At 71.5% G+C, this 14,829-nt stretch carries 14 protein-coding genes; 8 read left to right on the top strand and 6 right to left on the bottom strand.

The features are described from left to right. Nucleotides 1–78 precede the first annotated feature (78 nt). Together ACIRPT_RS00530 and ACIRPT_RS00535 are read left to right on the top strand one after the other, a co-directional pair. Complete coding sequence (locus tag ACIRPT_RS00530; RefSeq protein ID WP_403821716.1) at nucleotides 79–1,269, top strand: macrolide family glycosyltransferase; 1,191 nt, start codon at nucleotides 79–81, stop codon at nucleotides 1,267–1,269. Nucleotides 1,270–1,451: 182 nt separating this feature from the next. After that, nucleotides 1,452–2,114, top strand: a complete 663-nt coding sequence (locus ACIRPT_RS00535) for a hypothetical protein (protein WP_403820072.1) — start codon at nucleotides 1,452–1,454, stop codon at nucleotides 2,112–2,114. Here ACIRPT_RS00535 and ACIRPT_RS00540 read toward each other — a convergent pair. The 3 genes from ACIRPT_RS00540 to ACIRPT_RS00550 are packed head-to-tail and all read right to left on the bottom strand — an operon-like array spanning nucleotide 2,062 to nucleotide 6,700. Beyond that, the gene (locus ACIRPT_RS00540; protein WP_403497752.1) at nucleotides 2,062–3,624 is read right to left on the bottom strand and encodes a GMC family oxidoreductase; all 1,563 of its coding nucleotides are present in this window, start codon (nucleotides 3,622–3,624) and stop codon (nucleotides 2,062–2,064) included. The two genes, ACIRPT_RS00535 and ACIRPT_RS00540, sit on opposite strands and share 53 nt — an antisense overlap. A 29-nt stretch (nucleotides 3,625–3,653) precedes the next feature. Then, nucleotides 3,654–5,234 (bottom strand): APC family permease, encoded by a 1,581-nt coding sequence (locus tag ACIRPT_RS00545; protein WP_403820075.1) that lies wholly within the window; start codon nucleotides 5,232–5,234, stop codon nucleotides 3,654–3,656. Further along, nucleotides 5,231–6,700, bottom strand: coding sequence for an aldehyde dehydrogenase family protein (locus ACIRPT_RS00550; protein WP_403820079.1), 1,470 nt, complete (start codon nucleotides 6,698–6,700; stop codon nucleotides 5,231–5,233). The genes ACIRPT_RS00545 and ACIRPT_RS00550 overlap by 4 nt, the downstream gene beginning before the upstream one ends. A 235-nt stretch (nucleotides 6,701–6,935) precedes the next feature. Here ACIRPT_RS00550 and ACIRPT_RS00555 point away from each other — a divergent pair, with 235 nt between their 5' ends. After that, the gene (locus ACIRPT_RS00555; RefSeq protein WP_403497758.1) at nucleotides 6,936–7,415 is read left to right on the top strand and encodes a DUF6314 family protein; all 480 of its coding nucleotides are present in this window, start codon (nucleotides 6,936–6,938) and stop codon (nucleotides 7,413–7,415) included. A gap of 71 nt (nucleotides 7,416–7,486) precedes the next feature. Here ACIRPT_RS00555 and ACIRPT_RS00560 read toward each other — a convergent pair whose 3' ends face one another. Next, nucleotides 7,487–8,374: a class I SAM-dependent methyltransferase gene (locus ACIRPT_RS00560; protein WP_403820083.1), complete on the bottom strand. Its 888-nt coding sequence runs from the start codon at nucleotides 8,372–8,374 to the stop codon at nucleotides 7,487–7,489. A gap of 92 nt (nucleotides 8,375–8,466) precedes the next feature. Between ACIRPT_RS00560 and ACIRPT_RS00565 the strand changes: the two genes are divergently transcribed. The 4 genes from ACIRPT_RS00565 to ACIRPT_RS00580 all read left to right on the top strand — a co-directional run bounded on the left by ACIRPT_RS00565 (nucleotide 8,467) and on the right by ACIRPT_RS00580 (nucleotide 12,016). After that, nucleotides 8,467–9,984 (top strand): AlkA N-terminal domain-containing protein, encoded by a 1,518-nt coding sequence (locus ACIRPT_RS00565; RefSeq protein ID WP_403820086.1) that lies wholly within the window; start codon nucleotides 8,467–8,469, stop codon nucleotides 9,982–9,984. 170 nt (nucleotides 9,985–10,154) lie between these two features. Further along, the gene (locus ACIRPT_RS00570) at nucleotides 10,155–10,661 is read left to right on the top strand and encodes a methylated-DNA--[protein]-cysteine S-methyltransferase (protein ID WP_403820088.1); all 507 of its coding nucleotides are present in this window, start codon (nucleotides 10,155–10,157) and stop codon (nucleotides 10,659–10,661) included. A gap of 24 nt (nucleotides 10,662–10,685) precedes the next feature. Next, nucleotides 10,686–11,414 carry a 2OG-Fe(II) oxygenase gene (locus ACIRPT_RS00575; RefSeq protein ID WP_403820090.1) on the top strand — a complete coding sequence of 243 codons (729 nt, stop codon included), beginning with the start codon at nucleotides 10,686–10,688 and terminating at the stop codon, nucleotides 11,412–11,414. Continuing rightward, on the top strand, nucleotides 11,414–12,016 hold the full coding sequence (locus ACIRPT_RS00580; protein WP_403820093.1) for an ABC transporter substrate-binding protein: 603 nt from the start codon (nucleotides 11,414–11,416) through the stop codon (nucleotides 12,014–12,016). The genes ACIRPT_RS00575 and ACIRPT_RS00580 overlap by 1 nt, the downstream gene beginning before the upstream one ends. Here the strand turns inward: ACIRPT_RS00580 and ACIRPT_RS00585 are convergent. Continuing rightward, nucleotides 11,989–12,687 carry an ABC transporter ATP-binding protein gene (locus tag ACIRPT_RS00585; RefSeq protein ID WP_403820096.1) on the bottom strand — a complete coding sequence of 233 codons (699 nt, stop codon included), beginning with the start codon at nucleotides 12,685–12,687 and terminating at the stop codon, nucleotides 11,989–11,991. The genes ACIRPT_RS00580 and ACIRPT_RS00585 overlap by 28 nt on opposite strands. A 301-nt stretch (nucleotides 12,688–12,988) precedes the next feature. Between ACIRPT_RS00585 and ACIRPT_RS00590 the strand changes: the two genes are divergently transcribed. Next, complete coding sequence (locus ACIRPT_RS00590) at nucleotides 12,989–13,804, top strand: SAM-dependent methyltransferase (RefSeq protein ID WP_403820099.1); 816 nt, start codon at nucleotides 12,989–12,991, stop codon at nucleotides 13,802–13,804. Between the two features lie 79 nt (nucleotides 13,805–13,883). Here ACIRPT_RS00590 and ACIRPT_RS00595 read toward each other — a convergent pair whose 3' ends face one another. Beyond that, nucleotides 13,884–14,792, bottom strand: coding sequence for a helix-turn-helix domain-containing protein (locus tag ACIRPT_RS00595; protein WP_403497772.1), 909 nt, complete (start codon nucleotides 14,790–14,792; stop codon nucleotides 13,884–13,886). Nucleotides 14,793–14,829 lie beyond the last annotated feature (37 nt).

Below are 14,829 nucleotides of genomic sequence, written 5' to 3' on the forward strand. Positions count from 1 at the left end.
CTTTCCCCGTAGACCTGAAATGAGTACTTCTCCGTGCCTTCTGTGTCCTCCGCGTCCTCCGCGTCCTCCGCGTCCTCCGTGTCCCGTCACCGTGCCCATATCGCCATGGTCGGCATCCCCATCGTCAGCCACGTCCTGCCCAGTCTGGAGATCATCCGGGAGCTGGTGGCCCGCGGTCATCGGGTGACCTACGCCAACGACCCGGTGGTGGCCGACCTGATCACAGCCACCGGCGCCGAATTCGTCCCCTGCACCTCCGGGTTGCCGGTCGCCGACAACAACTGGCCGGACGACCCGATCGCCGCGATGAGCCTCTTCCTCGACGACGCCATCCAGGCGCTCCCGCAGCTGGGCGCCGCCTACGACCACGACCGGGCGGACCTCTACCTGTACGACATCGGCGCCTACGCCGCGCGCGCCCTCGCCGAGACCCAGGACCGCCCCGTCATGCAGCTGTCTCCGACGTTCGTGGCCTGGAAGGGCTACGAGCAAGACGTCGCCGCGCACGTACGGCAGCTGCCGGGCGCCGACGCGTACCTGGCGAAGTTCGCGCAGTGGCTCGCCGACTGCGGGGCATCCACCACCGACGTGGACGCCTTCGCCGGCCCTCCCGCGAAGGCCCTGGCCCTGATCCCCCGAGCGATGCAACCGCACGGCGACCAGGTCGACACCGACATCGTGACCTTCGTCGGCTCCTGTCTCGGACCGCGTACGGGCGAGGGTGTCTGGACGCGTCCGGCCGAGGCGGAGAACGTGTTGCTGATCTCCCTGGGCTCGGCATACACACGCCGGCCGGAGTTCTACCGCCGTTGCCTCGCGGCCTTCGGAAACCTGCCCGGCTGGCACGTCGTGCTCCAGATCGGCAAGCACACCGACCCGAGCGAGCTGGGTGACATCTTGCCCAACGTCGAAGTGCACTCGTGGGTGCCGCAACTGGCGGTCCTGGAACAGGCCGACGTCTTCCTCACCCACGCCGGAATGGGCAGCAGCAGTGAAGCGCTGTTCACCGGCGTCCCGATGATCGCCGTCCCACAGGGCGCCGAGCAGTTCATGAACGCCGACCGGCTCGTGGAACTGGGCGTGGCCCGCCGCCTCGACACCCCGGAAGCCACCGCCGAGACGCTGCGGACGACCCTGAGCGAACTCGTCGCCGACACGGAGGTCGCCCGCCGCTCGGCGCTGCTCCGTGCCGAGGCGCGAGCCGAGGGCGGCACCCCACGCGCCGCCGACCTCATCGAGAACATGCTCCTCGAGAACACGCGGGGCTGATCTCCGTCCGACGGAACCGGGGTGGTGGAGCGGCGCCCGGCTTCACCACCCCGCGGCCCCCGGCGTGTTGGCGTCCGTCGAGCGGGCCGAGGAACCCCCGCGGACCTCACCGCTCTTCGCGTGGCGGCAGCCGTGGTCCGCGGTCCGAGCCCGATGTCAGTGGTCCGGGCGAGAATTGCGGCATGACTGACAGCATTGAGGAATTCCTCGCCGACGACGTCAAGGTCGAGGAGCACGCGCGGGCGAATGTGGCGGCCCTGCTGGCCGAGCTCACCGAGCGCGGATGTGAGGAGCCCTTCGCCTATCTGGACCACGGAGACGCGGATGACGAACGGCCCGGATGCATGTGTTTCCCCTTCGAGTGCCCGCAGGGGTACGAGGGGGACCTCGTCATGCCGGGCGTCCCCCTCGCGCTGGTGAAGGAGGCGGACGCGGACGGACGATGGGCACTGCTGCACAACGGCGTTCCCTACGCCTGGGCCGACCTCGTGGCGGAGCTCGCCTCGTTCGACGCGGCCCGGCGCACCATCTGGTCGAACCGGGATCTGCTGGTCGACGAGCTCATCGCGCGGGGGCTCCCGATCCGGCCCGATGACGTCACCGCCGACGCGGACGCGAGCGGCGACTCCTGGGTGACGCACATCATCGCCGTGGACGGGCACGAGATCCCGGTTTCGGTGCCCGGCACGACGGTGGGCCCGGGGCTCTCCCAGGAGATGTACGTGGAGGGGTATCCGCATGCCTGGGAGGCGGCGCTGGAGGCGATATTCGCCGCCGCGGGGCGGTCGATGCTCAACCCCCGCGGATCAGATCCGCGCACTTCTCCCCGATCATCATCGTCGTGATGCAGGGATTCACCGTCGTCAGGAGCGGCATCGCCGAGCCGTCGGCCACCCGCAGCCCGGTGACGCCCTTGACGCGCAGTTGCGGGTCGAGCGGGGCGTCCGGATCGTCGGCGGCGCCCATCCGGACCGTACAGGCGGGGTGGTAGACGGTGTTGTGGGTGGTGCGGATGTAGTCGAGGAGGTCGGCGTCGGAGCGGGCCGCGGCGCCGGGGGCGAGTTCGGTGCCCGCCCAACCCGCCATGGGGGACTGGGAGATGATCTCGCGGGCGAGGCGCAGGCCGTAGGTCATCACGCGTACGTCGTGCTCATCGGTGAAATAGCGCGGGTCGACCTTGGGCTTGTCGCGGAAGTCGCGGGTGCGCAGCCGTACGGTGCCGCGGGAGCGGGCCTGGGTGACGTTCGGGGTGAGGCAGAAGGCGTTCTCGGAGGTGGGATAGCCACGGCGGTAGGTGTTCATGTCGAAGGGCACCGAACCGTAGTGGAACATCAGGTCGGGGCGGTCGAGGCCGGGCTCGGTGGCGGTGAAGATGCCGATTTCCCACCACTGGGTCGAGGTGGTGACCATGGGCTGCTTGGCCTCCCACATGATCACGCCCTCGGGATGGTCCTGGAGGCCGGCGCCGACGCCGGGCGAATCCACCAGCGGATCGATCCCGGTGGCGCGGAGGTGCGCGGCGGGCCCGATGCCCGAGAGCATCAGCAGCTTCGGGCCGTCGATGGCGCCGCAGGAGACGATGACCTCGCGGCGCGCGGCGACGGTGCGGGTATGGATCAGGTCGGGGGAGAGGTAGTCGACGCCGGTGCAGCGCAGGGTGGAGTCGAAGAGGAGGCGCTTGGCCTGGATGCCGGTGCGGACATCGAGATTGCGGCGTCGGCCCATGACCGGGTGGAGGTAGGACACCGAGGCGGAGGCGCGGGTGCCGTCGGGGCGGCGGTTGATCTGGAACCAGTGCGCGCCGTGGACGACGGTTTCGCCGGTGTTGAACGGGGTCGTGGGGATACCGGCCGCCGCACAGGCCTCCAGGAGGGCGACGCCGCACGGGTCGTTCGGCGGGATGGTCCGCAGCGTCACGGGGCCGTTGCGGCCGTGGTGATCGCCGGGCGCGTCGTTGTCCTCCAGGCGCCGGTAGAGCGGGAAGCAGTCGGCCGCGCTCCAGCCCGTACAGCCCAGCGCGGCCCATCCGTCGAGGTCCTCGGCCGGCGCCCAGAAGGCGATGCAGGAGTTGTGGGACGAGCAGCCGCCCAGCACCTTGGCGCGGGCGTGCCGCATGAAGCTGTTGCCGTTCTCCTGCGGCTCGACGGGATAGTCCCAGTCGTAGCCCGATTCGAGCAGCGCCATCCACTGCTCGAGCCGGAGGATGTTGGGGTCGTCGACGTCGGACGGCCCGGCCTCCAGCACGCAGACGCTGACGTCCGGGTCCTCGCTGAGCCGGGCCGCCACGACCGCGCCGGCCGTGCCGCCGCCGACCACGACGTAGTCGAATTCGTCCACCTGGGCCTCATGGGGCATGACGGCGTCTCCAGACCGGGATCGAGGAATCAGGGGGTGGGGGGACCGGGCGCTTCGGCGGCGTGCGTGGCCAGGACACCGGTGCGCTTGCGCTGGACGAACCAGTAGTAGGCGAAGCCGCCGAGCGCGACGACGCCGATGAACAAGAAGGCGCCCCAGCGCAGATACCAGTGCTGCGGGCCGGTCGCGTTGTAGACCGCGGCGCGCGGCCAGGCGAGGTTGAGGGACATGGCGGCGCCCCACAGCACGGCGAGGACGTTCACCGGCAGGCCGAACTTCCCCAGCGAGAACTTCCCCGCGGCCGGCTTCCATCTGCCGCGCAGCCGCTGGATCAGCATCGGCAGGGTGACCAGCAGATACGCCAGGTAGATCATGATGATCGCGATGCTGGTGATCACCGAGAAGATCTGCGGCTGGTTGACGTTGATCAGGAGGATGCCGACCGCCACCAGGCCGATGATGACGGCCGGCAGCACCGGCGTCTGGAAGCGCGGACTGACCTTGGCGAGCCGAGCGGCGGCGGGCAGGTTGTTGTCCCGGGCCATCGCATACGCCAGCCGGATGCTGGCCGTGTGCACCGCCAGCTCGCAGACCGTGATGGCGATGACCACACACCACAGCACGATCTGCCCGATGGTCGAGCCCAGCGTGGACAGCACCACGTACTGCAGCCCGTCCACCGCCAGTTCCTTGGAGTGCAGATCGGGCACGGCCAGCAGCGCGAAGAGCAGGATCAGCCCGCCGATGAGGAACGACGCCACCAGGGCGCGCAGAATCGCGCGGGGGGCGTTGCGGCCGGGGTCCTTGGACTCCTCGCCGAGCGACGAGGCCGTATCGAAGCCGTACATGACGTACGCGGAGGCCAGCGACGCGGTCAGGAACGCGCCGAAGTAGCCCCATTCCTGGTCGCCGCCCAGGCCGAAGGTCTCGGTCAGCGCATCGGCGGGGCCACGGGTGACATGGGCGGCGAGCAGGATGATCAGCACGATGGCGGCGATCAGCTCGATCGCCACACCGGCGGAGTTGATCCGCGCCATCAGCTTCACACCGAAGGCGTTGACGATGGTGGTGAAGGCGACCAGAACGGTGCCGAGCAGTACGGCATTGGCCGCCGCATCGGTCTTGCCGGTGCCGTCGCCGATGAACTGGAACCACGACGAGATCTGCGGCAGCGTCACCTGATAGGCCAGCGCCACGGCGGACAGCGAGACCATGCTGGCCGTCAGCATCATCCAGCCGCCCAGCCAGCCGACATGGGGACCGCCCAGCTGCTTCGCCCAGTTGTAGATCGAGCCCGCCACCGGGTAGCGGGCGGCGAGCTCACAGAAGCACAGCGCCACCATCAGCTGCCCGATGAAGACCATCGGCCACGACCACCAGTACGCGGGACCGCCGTGGCTGATGCCGAAGTAGAAGAGCTGGAAGGTGCCGGTGAGGATGGAGATATAGCTGATACCGGCGGCGAAGGTATGGAAGTTGCCCAGGGTGCGCTTCAGTTCGGGCTTGTAGCCGAGTTCGGCGAGCGATTCGTCGTCGTGCGGACCGTCGGCCCCGGTGCCGGGCCGCACCGGCTCGCCGCCGGAACCGGACTCTGCGCCGGGTCGGGTCACTCGAACCACCTCTGCGGACGCGGCGCCGTATTACGCCAGACGTGCTTGGCCTCCTGATACTCGGACAGCCCCGCCGGCCCCAGCTCCCGCCCGACACCGGACTGCTTCATCCCGCCCCACTCCGCCTGCGGCACATACGGATGGAAGTCATTGATCCACACCGTTCCGGCGCGCATCCGGGCCGCCACCCGGTGGGCGCGCTCGCTGTTCTGCGTCCACACCGCACCGGCCAGGCCGTACACCGTGTCATTGGCGAGCGAGACCGCCTCGTCCTCGTCCCGGAACCGTTCCACGGTCAGCACCGGCCCGAACGATTCCTCGCGGACGACGGACATGTCCGGGGTGCATTCGTCCAGCACCGTAGGCAGGTAGTAGAAGCCGTCCGCCAGCGCCGGGTCGTCCGGTGCGGACCCGCCGCAGAGCAGTACGGCACCCTCCTCGAGCCCCGCCGCCACATACGCCTCCACCTTCGCCCGGTGCGCGGCGGAGATCAGCGGGCCGGTGCGGGCGGCCTCGTCGAACGGTCCGCCGAGCCGGATCCGCTGCGCCCGGGAGACCAGCTCATCGACGAACGCATCGTGCAGATCGTCCTGGACCAGCAGCCGGGCGCCCGCCGAACACACCTGCCCGGAGTGCAGGAAGATGGCCATCAGCGCGTAGTCGACGGCCGTGTCGAAATCGGCGTCGGCGAAGACGATGTTCGGGTTCTTGCCGCCCAGCTCCAGGGCGATCTTCTTCACGGTGGGCGCGGCCGCGGCCATGATGCGGCGGCCGGTGACCAGCCCCCCGGTGAACGACACCATGTCCACCCGCGCGTCCTCGGTCAGCGGCGCGCCGACCAGCGGACCGGTGCCCAGAACCAGATTGGCCGCGCCGGGCGGCAGCCCCGCCTCGGCCAGCAACCGCATCAGATGAATGGCGGTGTGCGGGGTCAGCTCACTCGGCTTCAGGACGAACGTATTGCCGGTGACCAGCGCCGGAGCCACCTTCCAGGCCGTCTGGAGGAGGGGATAGTTCCACGGGGTGATCAGCGCGCAGACACCGACCGGCTCATGCCGCACCGTGCTGTCCGTCTCCGCCACGCCAGTGTCGACGACCCGGTCCGAACCGCCCGCCGCTCCCAGGTTGCCGAAGTAGCGGAAGCAGTTGGCGATGTCGTCCATGTCGTAGACGCTCTCCACCAGCCGCTTGCCGGTGTCCAGGGACTCGGCCCTGGCCAGCGCGTCCTTGTCGCGCTCCAGCAGGTCGGCGACGCGCAGCACCAGCCGGCCCCGCTCGGCCGCCGGCGTCCGTGGCCAGGGCCCGTCGTCGAAGGCCAGCCGGGCGGCGCCGACCGCCGCGGCCGCGTCCTTCGGCCCGCCCTCGTCGACGGTCGCGACCAGCTTGCCGTCCGCCGGGCAGCGGATCTCCCGCACCTGCCCGTCGGCCGCTGCGGTCCACTGACCGCCGATGAACAGCTCCGGCATGGTCGTGCCTCCGGTCGGTGACGATCCCTGCGTGGCGGATCTGTGCGTGGTGGTTCTCTCTGTTGCGTATCTCTACGGGTGGATCCCCACGCGGCGGATCCCGGCGCGGCGGATCCCTTTCCGACGTATCCCCGCGTGACGATCTCTGCACCGAGAGTAAGACGGGCGGGCCGGGTCCGCACGGTACGCGGGGCCGGGGGCGTGTGACCGGCGGCAAAGGCGGGACAATCGGGGTATGCCTGCCCCCGAACCTCAGCGCCGCCGCATGGGCCCCGCCCGGTACCCCGTCCCCGATACCGCGGCCTATCTGGCGGGCGGCTGGCGCATCGACCGCTCCGTCTACGACCTGGAGTCCGGTGCCGAGGGCAGCTTCCGCGGCACCGCCCACTTCCGGCCCGACGCGGCCGGCGCCGGCATCCTGCACGTCGAGGAGGGCGAGCTGACCTGGGGCGGGGCCGTGCACCCGGCCGGCCGGACGCTGCGCCTGACCCCGCTGCCGGACGGCACCGCCGAGATCTCCTTCGCCGACGGCCGCCCCTTCCACGACCTGGATCTACGGACCGGCCGCTGGACCGCCGTACACCCCTGCGCACAGGACCGCTACGAGGGGATCTTCACCGTCGTCGCGGCCGACGAATGGCATGTGGAGTGGCGCGTCGGCGGCCCGGCGAAGACCCAGCTGCTGCGGTCGGTGTACCGGCGCCGGGCGGCCTAGGCCCGTCCGGCTTCGCCGCCCCTACACCGCTACGGCTTGGCCGCCCTTACGGCTTCGCCGCCCCTACACCCCTACGGCTTCACCGCCCGTACCGCGAACAGCAACGGCACGATCGGCTCCGAATCGGGCAGCCGCCACCAGCCGTTCTCCGCCGGCACCATCGCCTCGAACCGTTTCCAGGGCAGCAGCTCCGTCTCCCGCACCAGCTCGACCCTCAGGCCGGCCGCGACGACCGCGGAGACGACCTCGCCGAGGCCGTGCCGCCACTCATAGCTCGTCGTCGCGGCCTCCAGGGGCGGGCCGTCGGTGTAGGTGTGCGGCGTATCGCTGCGCAGCGGACCGCGGCCCGCCAAGTAGTCGTGACGGAGCAGCAGCTGCTGCCCGTCGGGGCCGGGCGTCGGGCCCAGGGCGTTGAGCAGCGGGTGGAACTCCACGAGGTAGAACGTGCCGCCCGGCCGCAGCAGCGAGCCGACGGTTTCCGCCCAGGCGGTCAGGTCCGGCAGGTAACACAGCGCCCCCTTGCCGGTGTAGACCACGTCGAAGCGGCGGCCGCCGAGCGCCCGTAAGGCGTCGTGGACATCCGCCTCGATGAACTCGACGTCCCGGCCCGCCCGCTGAGCGAGGCGGCGCGCCTCCGCGACGGACGCGGCGGAGAAGTCCAGCCCCACGGTGTGCGCGGCGCCCCGCGCCGCAAAGGCGGCCGTCTCGGTGCCCAGGTGACACTGCAGATGCAGTACGTCCCGCCCCGCCAGATCGCCGAGATCCGCCCACTCGAACGGCGCGAACCAGTCCTCCGCGGTCCGCGAACCGTCCAGGCCGTAGAACTCGCTGGCCACATGGACGGGGGTGCGGGCGTCCCAGTTCGCCCGGTTGGCCAGCACCATCTCCGTCAACGTTGGCGGCGCACCGCCCGCCGTCGACGGCGTCCCCTGCGTCGGCCCGCTCTGCTCTGTGGTCATCCACCTCTCCTACCCACGTCCGAACACCACCCGAACGCCGCGTCCGATTTCCGCCAGCGCCACTACGCCGCCTGCCGCACAGTGGAAGGGTGATGAGCGATGGCAGCAAATACGAGGCGGTGTGCAGCCGCGACGCGCGGTTCGACGGCGACTTCTTCTTCGCCGTCTCCACGACCGGCATCTACTGCCGGCCGAGCTGCCCGGCCACCACCCCCAAACAGAAGAACGTCCGCTTCTACCCGACCGCGGCCGCGGCCCAGGGCTCCGGCTTCCGGGCCTGCCGCCGCTGCCGTCCGGACGCGGTGCCCGGCTCCGCCGAGTGGAACGTACGGGCCGATATGGTCGGCCGCGCCATGCGACTGATCGGCGACGGCGTCGTCGACCGTGAGGGAGTGGCCGGGCTCGCCCAGCGGCTCGGCTACAGCGCCCGCCAGGTCCAGCGCCAGCTGAACGCCGAGCTCGGCGCCGGCCCGGTGGCCCTGGCCCGCGCCCAGCGCTCCCACACCGCGCGGATACTGCTCCAGACCACCCCCCTGCCGATCTCCGAGATCGCCTTCGCCGCCGGATTCGCCAGCGTGCGGCAGTTCAACGACACCATCCGGGAGATCTACGCGCTCACGCCCACCGCGCTGCGCGCCGCCCGTCCCGGCAAGGCCGCGCGCTTCGGGCCCGTCGCCCAGCAGGCCGGCGCCGGCGGCATACCGCTGCGCCTCGCCTTCCGCGGGCCGTACGCCGCCGCCGAGGTCTTCGACTACCTCGAACGCCGCGCGCTGACCGGCATCGAGGAGGTCCTCGGTGAGCGCGGCACCCGCACCTACCGCCGCACCCTCCGGCTGCCCAACGGCACCGGCATCGCCGAGGTCGACGAGCGGCCCGGCGGGGGAGCGCCGCTCCCCGAGACCGGCGGCGGCTGGCTGGAATGCCGGCTGCACCTGAGTGAGCTGCGCGATCTGACCACCGCCACCCAGCGGATGCGCCGCCTCCTGGACCTCGACGCCGACCCGTACGCGGTCGCCGACCACCTCAGCCAGGACCCGCTGCTCGCCACGCTCGTGGCGCGGCGCCGCGGGCTTCGCTCGCCGGGCACCTGCGACGGCCATGAACTCGCCGTCCGCGCCGTGCTCGGCCAGCAGGTCTCGGTCGCCGCGGGCCGCAAGCTCGGCAACGCCGCCGTCGCCGCCTACGGCGAGCCCCTCGCCGAGCCCAGCGGCGGCCTCACGCATCTCTTCCCCGCCACCGCGGACCTCGCCGAGGCCTCCCTGACGGAGCTCGGCATGCCCGACTCCCGCCGCGCCACCCTGCGGACCCTCGCCGCGGCGCTCGCCGACGGCACCGTGCCGCTGGACGCCGGAGCCGACCGCGACCAGGCCGAGAAGGAGCTGCTGAACCTCCGCGGCATCGGACCCTGGACGGCCGGCTACATCCGGATGCGCGCCCTCGGCGATCCGGACGTGCTGTTGGAGGGCGATGTCGCGGTGCTCGCCGGGATGCGTAACTCCGGCGCGCGGATGGCCGATTCGGATGCCTGGCGCCCCTGGCGCTCGTACGCCATGCACCACTTCTGGAACGCCGCGGCCTCGACGGGCAAGCCCTCGGCACGCACCGCATGAAGCGGAAATGCGACGTCCGAAATCCGCCAGCAATGCGCCGCGCGAGCCACCAGGATGGGACGTATCGACAGGGAAATGCGTCGAGAACACCGAGTCGCGACCCAAGACCCGCGACCGCCCGGCCCGAGTGCACCGACTCGGGCACACGGACAAGAGGAAGGAACGGACCGATGACGGTCTACACCACCATCGACAGCCCGCTGGGCGAACTGCTGCTGGTCGGCGAGAAGTCCGACACCGCCACCGGCGGCACCGCGCTCGCCTCGCTCTCCCTCCCCGGCCAGAAGGGCGGCGCCACCGTCCAGGACGGCTGGACCGAGGACGCGACGGCCTTCGCGGAGGTCACCGCCCAGCTCACCGCGTACTTCGCCGGCAAGCGCACCCGCTTCGACATCGAGTACGTCACCGGCGGCTCCGACTTCCAGCGGCGGGTGTGGACCGCCCTGGACGACATCCCCTACGGCAAGACGTTCAGCTACGGCGAGATCGCCGCGCAGATCGGCGCCTCGCGGGCCGCGGTCCGCGCGGTCGGCACGGCCATCGGGCGCAACCCGCTGCTGGTCGTACGCCCCTGCCACCGCGTGATCGGCGCCAATGGCTCGCTCACCGGCTACGCCGGCGGACTCGAGCGCAAGCAGCAGCTCCTCGAACTCGAAGGCATCACCCCGGCGGCCTGACCGCACCCCTCCCGGAGACCCCTTATGACCACCAAGAACGCCACCGCTCGGGCCGAGCGTCAGCTCGCCGCCGCCGACTGGGATGCCCTGGCCGGCGAGCTGGACACCTACGGCGGCGCCCTCACCCCCCAGCTCCTGACCCCCGCGCAGTGCGCCGACATCGCCGCGCTGTACGAGAAGGAGGAGCTGTTCCGCACCACCATCGACATGGCCCGCTACCGCTTCGGCTCCGGCCAGTACCGCTACTTCCACCATGAGCTTCCGGAGCAGATCGCCGCCCTGCGGGCCGCGTTCTACCCGCATCTGCTCACCATCGCCCGCGACTGGGCCGCCCGGCTCGGCCGCCCCGCGCCCTGGCCGGACACCCTGGAGGAATGGCTGGCCAGGTGCCATGAAGCGGGCCAGGACCGCTCCGCGCAGATCCTGCTGCGCTACGAGGCGGGCGACTGGAACGCCCTGCACCGCGACGTCTTCGGCGACATGCTCTTCCCGCTCCAGGTCGTCATCGGCCTGGACGAGCACGGCACCGACTACACCGGCGGCGAGTTCCTGCTCGTCGAGCAGCGCCCGCGGGCACAGTCGCGCGGCACCACCCAGGTACTCCAGCAGGGCCACGGCCTGATCTTCACCACCCGCGACCGCCCGGTGGCCACCAAACGCGGCTGGTCCGCCGGGGGCATGCGGCACGGCGTGAGCACCGTCCGCTCCGGCCGCCGGCACGCCCTCGGGCTGGTCTTCCACGACGCCGCCTGATGAGCATCCACGCACCGCACGACGGGCCGGCCGGCGACGGCCTGATCCACCCGCCCGCCTCGCCGCTCATCGGCGTCGCCGACCTGGCCGAGTCCCTCGCCGAGTACGGTGAACTGCCCCGGCCCGCCCCGCACACGGCCGCTGAACTCGCCGCCCTCATCGGCCTGTTGACCCGCCCCAAGGCCAGGATCGAGACCGTCGCGATCGGCCACAGCCGCGACGCCGCCTCCCGCGCCGCCGCCGACGCCTTCGCCGCCGCCTGGCAGGCCCGCGGCGGCACGGTCCTCGCCGTCGTCGACTGGCCCGAGTCGGGCGCCTCCTGGCTGCGCCCGGCCAAGCGGCTGACCGCCGAACAGCCCGACGCCTGGGTCATCGCCGCCGCCCCGGTCGGCTTCGCCCAGCTCGCCCGCCGCCTGCGGCACAGCACCGACTGGGACCCGGCCCGCACCGTGGCCTTCGCCGCCCTCCAGGACTCCCGGCTGCCCGCCCTGACCGGCCCGGACACGCTCCACGGCCTGCGCGGCGCGACCGCCCGCGGCGGCACCTGGGAGGTGAGCCGCCGCTGGGTCACCGCCTACCCGCCCGTGGCGGCGAACGGATAGCGGACCATCGCCGCCACCCTCCCGCCGGCCAGGGTCGCCAGCCGCGGCGCCCGCCCAGCGAGCGCCGCGTCCTCGGTGACCACCACACAGGTCAGCCGCCGCTCACCCCACACCCGTACGAACAGCTCCGCGACCTCCGCCCGCGCCGCCGCATCCAGCCCGGCCGTGGGCTGATCCGCGAGCAGTACGGTGGGCCGCTTCACCAGCGCCCGGGCCAGCGCCACTCGCTGCCGCCCCCCGGCCGCCAACTCACCCGCCAGCGCGTCCTGTTGCTCCGCCATGCCGACCTCCCGCAGGGCCTCGCCCGCCAGCTCCCAGCGGTCGGCGGGCCGCAGCCGCAGGGGGAGCAGGGCGCCCGCGACGTTCTGCCGCGCGGTGAATCCGGGCGCGAGGCCGCCGCCGCTGGGGACCATGCCGATCGACTCCGTCCGAAGGCGCGCGAGCCGGCACTCCGTCAGGGTCGCCAGGTCCGTGCCGTCGAGCTCGACGCTGCCCCGGGTGGGCCGCTCCAGCCCGCCCAGGATCCGCAGCAGCGTCGACTTGCCCGCGCCCGCCGCCCCCTGGACGACCAGCGCGCCACCGTCCTCGACATAGAGCGCGACGCCGTCCAGCGCTTGCACCGCGTCCCCACCGCTTCGATAGCACTTGGTCACGCCGGTCAGGTGGTACACGCTGCACTCTCCTCCGGTCCGCCGGCCGGGGTGCGCGGCGGGGCGACGGGCCTGCGGCGACGATAGGGAGGCGGCGTGACCGGGCGATAAGCGCGCGATGAGAGCGCCATGAGAAACCGGCCCGAAAGCGACGGCGGGGACCGGCCGCTGAACGTCCTTTATTCGCACACCTGTTGCCTGCAACAACTGCCGTCCCGTGGGTATGTTGGACGCCGCACGGCGTAGTCGTTCCGATACGGACCGGGACCGGCACGTCGGTGCGGTATGGCCGGTGACTGTCGAAGCGACGGGAAAGTATGTAATGAGCCAAGAAGCGCAACCGCAGTCCAGCGCCGTCGACGTCAGCATCCCGAGCGTGGCGCGCATGTACGACTACTACCTCGGCGGCAAGGACAACTACGCCGTCGACCGCGAGGCGTGCGACGAACTGAGCAAGGTCGTGCCGAGCACCCAGGTGCTGGCGATCAACAACCGGCGCTTTCTGCAGCGGGTGGTCCGCTGGCTCGCCCGTGAGCACGGCATCCGGCAGTTCGTCGACCACGGCTCAGGCCTGCCGACCCAGGACAACGTCCACCAGGTCGCGCAGCAGGTCGACCCGGAGTCCCGGGTGGTCTACGTCGACAACGACCCCATCGTGCTGGCCCACGGCCGCGCCCTGCTCGAGGAGAACGCCAACACCGCCGTCATCCAGGCGGACATGCGCGACACCGAAGGCATCTTCACGAGCCCCGAGGTCGAGCGGCTGATCGACTTCGACCGGCCGGTCGCCGCCCTGTTCGTCTCCGTACTCCACTGCATCCCGGACTCCGACGACCCGGCCGGCCTGATCAAGCGGGTCGCCGACCGGCTGGTGCCCGGCAGCTTCCTGGTCGTGTGCCAGCTGGTCAGCGAGGACGCCGCGACCCGCGATTTCGTCACGAACTTCATGGCCGAGAGCACCCAGGGCCACTGGGGCCGGGTACGGCAGGCGCATGAGCTGGCGGGGTTCCTGGACGGGCTGGAGGTCCAGGAGCCGGGGCTGGTGGAGGTCTCCACCTGGAATCCGGACGCGGACCTCGGGCCCAAGCAACTCACCAAGGAGTGGATCGAGTTCGGGGGAGTGGCCCGCAAGGTGTAGCGGGCGCCGCACCCGGCATGCGAAGAGGCGGGACCCCCCGTTCGGTCCCGCCTCTCCACGTATCACCGAGGGGGCGCGGTCAGCTCCCCTGCTTCATCAGCCGGTCCAGGATCGCCAGCGACTCCCGCGGCGATTCGGACTGTGCGCTGAGCCGGTCCATCACGGCAAGGTAGTGATCGACGTCGTCGCGCTTGTCCAGATAGAGCGCGCTGGTCAGCTGCTCCAGATAGACGATGTCCGGCAGATCCGGCTCCAGGAACCGCAGGATCGTGATCGGGCCACCGGCCGCCGCGAGACCGCCCAGGCTGAACGGCGCGACCTGTAGCGTCACATTCGGCAGCTCCGTCATCGCCCGCAGATGCCGCAGCTGAGCCTCCATCACACCCGGTCCGCCGAGCGGACGGCGCAGCGAGGCCTCGTCGATCACCGCCCACAGCCGCGGCGCGTCCGGCACGGTCAGCAGCTTCTGACGCTGCACGCGCAGCGCCACCCGCCGCTCGATCTCCTCCGCCGAGGCCCGCGGGTGCCCGAGCCTGGTCACCGCACGCGCGTAGTCCTCCGTCTGCAGCAGGCCCGGCACGAACTGGACCTCGTACATACGGATGACGGACGCGGCCTCCTCCAGCCCGATGTGCGTCTCGAACCAGTTGGGCAGCACATCGCCGTACTGATGCCACCAGCCCGGGGAGCTCGTCCGGCGGGCCAGCTTGAGGAAGTCGGAGCGGTCCGCCTCGTCCGTGACGCCATAGAGCGTCAGCAGATCCGCGACGTCCCGCTCCTTGCAGCTCACCCGGCCGAGCTCCAGGCGGCTGATCTTCGCGTGGGAGCCGCGGATGGCGTCCCCGGCGGCCTCCCGGGTGATGCCCGCCGCCTCACGCAGCCGCCGCAGCTGCGTGCCCAGCACGATCCGCAGGACGGTCGGGCCGCCCCGCGGGTGCTCCAGATACCGGCGCAGAGACGGTTGGCTGCTCGGCTGCGCGGCGGTCATGTCGACTCCCCTGAGTGGTCGGGCGAGTGCCCAGTGT

Origin of the sequence: Streptomyces sp. NPDC101227, assembly GCF_044767545.1 — a bacterium.
In the GTDB taxonomy this organism is placed as follows: Bacteria; Actinomycetota; Actinomycetes; order Streptomycetales; family Streptomycetaceae; genus Streptomyces.